A 6,330-nucleotide genomic window follows, 5' to 3' on the forward strand; every position below is an offset into this window, starting at 1 on the left:
CACGATGATCGGCCGCAGCGCGGAGGAGGTGGACCACGCCCCGCCACGCGGCCGCTACGCCCCCGTCCCGGCCCCCCAGTCGAACGCATCCGGCACCCCTCTACGCTGGGCAGCCCCAGCAGCAGCCCTGGCCGTGGCCTCAGCCATCGTGGTAGGCAGAGCCCTCCGTAAACGCCACTGACGCGCTGGGTGCCGCTGCGCCCACCCGTGCCGCCCTAGGGGTACCTCCCAGGCCGTTCAGACACTGGGGGAGGCACGACTGCCCGCAGCTGGGGACAACGGCCGGGCGGAGTGGGTGATGTGGACCGGCGTTGCCAGGGTGCCCGGCGCGGGTGCTGGGCCGGTGGGCGACGCGGCCCGGCGTGGCGGGGTGCCGCTGCGCCCAGTCGTGCCGCCCCAGCGGCACGACTGCCCGCAGCTACGGGGATGGCGGCCACCGGGCAACGCCGGGCCGCGTCACCCACCCCGCCCCGGCGTCCCGGAGGGCCCAGTAGGGTCGGGGCGTGAGTAACGAACCCATCACGCTGACCGCGGGCGACGCGGAGGCGACCGTGGTGCCGGGCAACGGCGGGCGGATCGGCGGGCTCCGCGTCGGCGGGACCGAGCTGCTGCGCCAGGGCGACCGCTACGGCTGCTTCCCGATGGTCCCCTGGTGCGGCCGGATCCGCGACGGCCGCTTCCGGGACGGCGCCGCCGTGCACCAGATGCCGCTGAACTCCCCGCCGCACGCCATCCACGGCACCGCCCGAGACGGCGCCTGGCGCACCGCCCGCGTCACCGAGGACGAGGCCGTCATCACGTACGACCTCGTCGACCCCTGGCCCTACTCCGGCCGCGTCACGCAGGTGATCGCGCTCGCCGAGGACGCCCTGACGCTGACGATGTCCGTGGAGACGTACGACTCGTCCTTCCCGGCGCAGATCGGCTGGCACCCGTGGTTCAACCGCACCCTCGACGGGGCGGACGCCCGGATCGCCTTCGACCCCGCCTGGCAGGAGGAGCGCGGCGACGACCACCTGCCCACCGGCAACCGCGTCGAGGCGAAGCCCGGCCCCTGGGACGACTGCTTCGGCATGCCCGACGGCGTCGACGTGACCCTGACCTGGCCGGGCCGGCTGGAGCTGCGGGTGACCAGCCCGGAGCAGTGGGCCGTGGTCTACGACGAGCAGGAGGCCGCCGTCTGCGTGGAGCCGCAGACCGGGCCGCCGGACGGTCTGAACACCCTCCCCCGCCTGGTCACGCCGCTGGAGCCGCTGGAGGCCACGACGACCTGGCGCTGGACCCGGCTCTAAGCTGGGGCCCATGACGGACGTACGCGCGGCGCTGCTGCAACAGATCAAGGACAAGGCCGTGGTGCACGGCAAGGTGACCCTCTCCTCGGGTCTCGAGGCCGACTACTACGTCGACCTGCGCCGCATCACCCTGGACGGCGAGGCCGCGCCGCTGGTCGGGCAGGTGCTGCTTGACCTGACCGACGACCTGGAGTTCGACGCGGTCGGCGGGCTGACCATGGGCGCCGACCCGGTCGCCGCGAGCATGCTGCACGCCGCCGCCGCGCGCGGCAAGCGCGTCGACGCGTTCGTCGTCCGCAAGGCCGCCAAGGCGCACGGGCTCCAGCGCCGTGTCGAGGGCCCGGACATCAAGGGCCGCCGCGTCCTGGTCGTCGAGGACACCTCCACCACGGGCGGCTCCCCGCTCACCGCCGTCGAGGCCGTGCGCGAGGCCGGCGCCGAGGTCGTGGCCGTGGCGACGATCGTCGACCGGGCGACGGGTGCCGCCGAGAAGATCCAGGAGGGCGCGGGGGTGCCGTACCGGTACGCCTACTCCAAGGACGAGCTGGGCCTCGACTGAGGTCCGCTCGGACTATTGCGCCCCGTCTGGAAAGATGGGGCCGACGATGACGTCGCCCCCAAGGTCTAGGTCAGGGCCGTAAGCACCGATCACGCCCACCCGCACATACAAGGAGCGGACATGCCCATCGCAACTCCCGAGGTCTACAACGAGATGCTGGACCGGGCGAAGGCAGGAAAGTTCGCCTACCCGGCCATCAACGTGACCTCTTCCCAGACGCTGCACGCGGCCCTGCGCGGTTTCGCGGAGGCGGAGAGCGACGGCATCGTCCAGATCTCCACCGGCGGCGCCGAGTTCCTGGGCGGCCAGCACAACAAGGACATGGTGACCGGCGCCGTCGCCCTCGCCGAGTTCGCGCACATCGTCGCCGAGAAGTACGACGTCACGGTCGCGCTGCACACCGATCACTGCCCGAAGGACAAGCTGGACGCGTACGTGCGTCCGCTGATCGCGGTGTCCGAGGAGCGTGTCAAGGCCGGCCGCGACCCGCTGTTCCAGTCGCACATGTGGGACGGATCGGCCGAGACCCTGGCCGACAACCTCTCCATCGCCACCGAGCTGCTGGAGCGCGCCCGCGCCGCGAAGATCATCCTTGAGGTCGAGATCACCCCGACCGGCGGCGAGGAGGACGGCGTCTCCCACGAGATCAACGACTCCCTCTACACCACGGTCGACGACGCGGTCCGCACCGTCGAGGCCCTGGGCCTGGGCGAGAAGGGCCGCTACCTGCTCGCCGCGTCCTTCGGCAACGTGCACGGCGTGTACAAGCCGGGCAACGTGGTGCTCCGCCCCGAGCTGCTGAAGGAGCTGAACGAGGGCATCGCCGCCAAGTACGGTCAGCCCGCCGGCAGCAAGCCGTTCGACTTCGTCTTCCACGGCGGCTCCGGCTCCTCCGCCGAGGAGATCGCGACCGCCCTGGAGAACGGCGTGGTCAAGATGAACATCGACACGGACACCCAGTACGCCTTCACGCGTCCGGTCGCCGACCACATGTTCCGCAACTACGACGGCGTCCTGAAGGTCGACGGCGAGGTCGGCAACAAGAAGACCTACGACCCGCGCACCTGGGGCAAGCTGGCCGAGGCCGGCATGGCCGCGCGCGTCGTCGAGGCCTGCGGCCACCTGCGCTCGGCGGGCCAGAAGATCAAGTGACGGCGGTCAGTGCCTGACGGGCCCGGCATCCCTGGGGTGCCGGGCCCTCGCACGTCCGCGTCCGGCATGGCGCAGACTGGTCCCCATGGCCATTCACGAGAACCTCCTCGGGGGACCGCCCCCGACCCACCTCCCCGACGACCCCGGGCCGCGCGAGCTGCTGGCGGGCGGCACCTCCGCCGCCGACGTCGCCGCGAAGTACCCGACGTCCTCGCTGGCCTGGGCCCGCCTGGCCGACGAGGCGTACGAGCGGGGCAGCGTCGTGGAGTCGTACGCCTACGCCCGTACGGGCTACCACCGCGGTCTGGACTCCCTGCGCCGCAGCGGCTGGAAGGGCCACGGCCCGGTGCCCTGGGAGCACGAGCCCAACCGCGGCTTCCTGCGCGCCCTGCACGCCCTCGCCCGCGCCGCCCAGGCGATCGGCGAGAAGGAGGAGTACGAGCGGTGCAGCGAGTTCCTGAAGGACTCCTCGCCGACAGCCGCCGAGGTGCTCGGCTAGACGGACCGCTCGGCCGGACGGACCGCTCCGCAGGGCCCGCGACGGGCGGGCCTTGCGGTTTCCTGGGAGCATTGCGGAGGATGCCGTTGGGGACCGGGGCCCCGTGCCGGTAACGGCAGGGCGGACCGCTACCCGTAGTGCCATCAGGAGACAGCGATGTCCCACGACGCCCCGAATCTCGACTTCGAGGGCAGCACGCCGTACGAGGACTACGTCAAGGCGGACGTGCTCACCCACCTCCAGCACCTGCTCTCCGACGATCCCGGAGAGATGGTCTTCCTGGTCACGACCCAGGTCATGGAGCTGTGGTTCACCGTCATCGTCCACGAGTGGGAGACCGCGGCCCGCGCCCTGCGCGAGGACCGGATCCCGGTGGCGACGGACGCGCTCAAGCGCTCGGTGCGGGAGCTGGAGGCGCTGAACGCCTCCTGGACGCCGCTCGCGGGCCTCACGCCCGCCCAGTTCAACTCCTACCGCAGCGCCCTCGGCGAGGGCTCCGGCTTCCAGTCGGCGATGTACCGCCGCCTGGAATTCCTGCTCGGCGACAAGTCCGCGTCCATGCTGGTCCCGCACCGCGGCGCCCCGCGCGTCCACGCCGAGCTGGAGAAGGCGCTGCACGAGCCGAGCCTGTACGACGAGGTCGTCCGGCTGCTCGCCCGGCGCGGGTACGACATCCCGGACGCCGTGCTCCAGCGCGACGTCACCCAGAAGTACGAGGCGGCGCCCGAGGTGGAGGCCGCCTGGACGGCCGTCTACTCCGGCGACCAGAACGGCGAGCTGGCCCGCCTCGGCGAGGCCCTCACCGACGTCGCCGAGCTGGTGTGGCGATGGCGCAACGACCACCTGGTCGCCACCCGCCGCGCGATGGGCTCCAAGACCGGCACGGGCGGCTCCGCCGGGGTGGCCTGGCTGGAGAAGCGGGCCCGCGGCAACGTGTTCCCCGAGCTGTGGACGGCGCGGTCCTATGTCTGAGCTGATGAGTGTGGCCGAGGAGCTGGACGCCGCCGACGCGCTGGCCGCGGTGCGCGAGCGGTTCGTCCTCGACGACGTGACCTATCTGGACGGCAACTCGCTGGGCGCCCTGCCCGCGCACGTCCCCGACCGCGTGGCGGACGTCGTGCGGCGCCAGTGGGGCGAGCTGCGCATCCGGTCCTGGGACGAGAGCGGCTGGTGGACGGCGCCCGAGCGGATCGGCGACCGGATCGCCCCGCTGGTCGGCGCGGCGCCCGGGCAGATCGTGGTGGGCGACTCCACCAGCGTCAACGTCTTCAAGGCCGTCGTCGCGGCCGTGCGGATGGCGGGGGAGGACGGTCCCGGCCGGGACGAGATCCTCGTCGACGCCTCCACCTTCCCCACGGACGGGTACGTCGCCGAGTCCGCGGCCCGGCTGACGGGCTGCGCGGTGCGGGCGGTCACCCCGGCCGAGGTGCCCGCGGCGCTGGGCGAGCGGACCGCCGCGGTCCTCCTCAACCACGCCGACTACCGCACCGGCCGGCTGCACGACCTGCCCGGGCTCACGGCCGCCGTGCACGCGGCCGGGGCGTACGCCGTGTGGGACCTGTGCCACAGCGCGGGCGCCCTGCCGGTCGGGCTGGACGAGCACGGCGTCGACCTGGCGGTCGGCTGCACCTACAAGTACCTCAACGGCGGCCCCGGCTCGCCCGCGTTCCTGTACGTGCGCCGTGACCTCCAGGACCGCTTCGACTCCCCGCTGCCCGGCTGGAACTCGCACGCCGAGCCCTTCGGCATGCGGCCCGGGTACGCCCCGGCCTCCGGTGCGGTGCGCGGCCGGGTCGGCACGCCGGACATCCTGTCCATGCTCGCCCTGGAGGCGTCCCTCGACGTGTGGGACGGGGTGTCCGTCGAGGCGGTGCGCGCCAAGTCCCTCGCCCTGACGGACTTCTTCCTGCGCTGCGTCGGGGAGTACGTGCCGGACGGGCGGGTCGCGTCGATGACGCCGGACGCGCATGCCGAGCGGGCGAGCCAGGTGGCGCTGCGCTGTGACGACGCCGGCGACGTCATGCGGCGGCTGATCGGGCGCGGGGTGGTGGGGGACTTCCGCGCCCCCGACGTGCTGCGCTTCGGCTTCACCCCGCTGTACGTCGGGTTCGCGGACGTGGAGCGGGCGGCGCGGCTGCTCGCCGAGGTCCTGGCGGAGGGTCCGGCGCCGGCGGTGTGAGGCGCGGGCGGCGCCGGGGCGGCCGGACCGTCCCGGCGCCGCGCCTCACCCAGCGTGACATCCCCGTGTCCGCGCACGTCACCGGCCTGATAGCGTCCCGCCGACGGCCGAATCCCTTCCCCCGGTCCGCCAACACCGTTTCGTCGCTGAGAGGTTGGAGCATGCCGGACGCCGCCGCAGAACCGGGCACCGCTGCCGCGCGGAACGCCGCGGAGGAGAAGTCGGTCTTCTCGCACCCGGCCGTCGACCCCGACAGCACCGCCGCGTACGGCGACCACCCCGACCAGGTGATCGACTTCTACCTTCCGCGCGGCGAGGGCGGCCCCGGTGCGCCCGCGCCCGTCGTGGTCTTCCTGCACGGCGGCGCGTGGCGGGCCGCGTACGACCGGCACCATGCCGGCCCGTTCGCCGGCTTCCTGGCCGACCGGGGCTTCGCCGTGGCCAACGTCGAGTACCGGCGCGGCTCGCGGGACGGGGCCGAGGACGACCCGGTCGCGGGGCGCTGGCCCGACACCCTCGACGACGTCGCCGCCGCGCTGGACGCCCTGCCCGCGCTGGCCGGGCGGCACCTGCCGGGGGCCGACGCGCGCCGCACGGTGCTCACCGGCCACTCGGCGGGCGGCCACCTCGCCCTGTGGGCGGCGGCCCG

Annotated in this window: 7 protein-coding genes and 1 pseudogene; all 8 read left to right on the forward strand. The window is 73.5% G+C overall.

Going from position 1 to position 6,330, the window contains the following annotated elements; translation table 11 throughout:
- Window positions 1-181, forward strand: a pseudogene (locus GTW67_RS37345) (carbon monoxide dehydrogenase subunit G); the annotation flags it as partial.
- Window positions 182-503: 322 nt separating this feature from the next.
- Window positions 504-1,292 carry an aldose epimerase family protein gene (locus GTW67_RS00650; RefSeq protein WP_161162822.1) on the forward strand — a complete coding sequence of 263 codons (789 nt, stop codon included), beginning with the start codon at window positions 504-506 and terminating at the stop codon, window positions 1,290-1,292.
- A gap of 10 nt (window positions 1,293-1,302) precedes the next feature.
- The gene (pyrE, locus tag GTW67_RS00655) at window positions 1,303-1,851 is read left to right on the forward strand and encodes an orotate phosphoribosyltransferase (RefSeq protein WP_161162823.1); all 549 of its coding nucleotides are present in this window, start codon (window positions 1,303-1,305) and stop codon (window positions 1,849-1,851) included.
- Between the two features lie 120 nt (window positions 1,852-1,971).
- Complete coding sequence (gene fbaA, locus GTW67_RS00660) at window positions 1,972-3,003, forward strand: class II fructose-bisphosphate aldolase (protein ID WP_161162824.1); 1,032 nt, start codon at window positions 1,972-1,974, stop codon at window positions 3,001-3,003.
- Between the two features lie 85 nt (window positions 3,004-3,088).
- Window positions 3,089-3,502, forward strand: coding sequence for a DUF3151 domain-containing protein (locus GTW67_RS00665; protein ID WP_161162825.1), 414 nt, complete (start codon window positions 3,089-3,091; stop codon window positions 3,500-3,502).
- 156 nt (window positions 3,503-3,658) lie between these two features.
- Window positions 3,659-4,474, forward strand: a complete 816-nt coding sequence (locus tag GTW67_RS00670) for a tryptophan 2,3-dioxygenase (protein WP_161162826.1) — start codon at window positions 3,659-3,661, stop codon at window positions 4,472-4,474.
- Complete coding sequence (gene kynU, locus GTW67_RS00675; RefSeq protein WP_161162827.1) at window positions 4,467-5,681, forward strand: kynureninase; 1,215 nt, start codon at window positions 4,467-4,469, stop codon at window positions 5,679-5,681. The genes GTW67_RS00670 and kynU overlap by 8 nt, the downstream gene beginning before the upstream one ends.
- A gap of 161 nt (window positions 5,682-5,842) precedes the next feature.
- On the forward strand, window positions 5,843-6,330 hold a 488-nt coding region (locus GTW67_RS00680), incomplete at its 3' end, for an alpha/beta hydrolase (RefSeq protein WP_161162828.1).

Source organism: Streptomyces sp. SID5910, assembly GCF_009862125.1.
Taxonomy (GTDB): Bacteria; Actinomycetota; Actinomycetes; order Streptomycetales; family Streptomycetaceae; genus Streptomyces.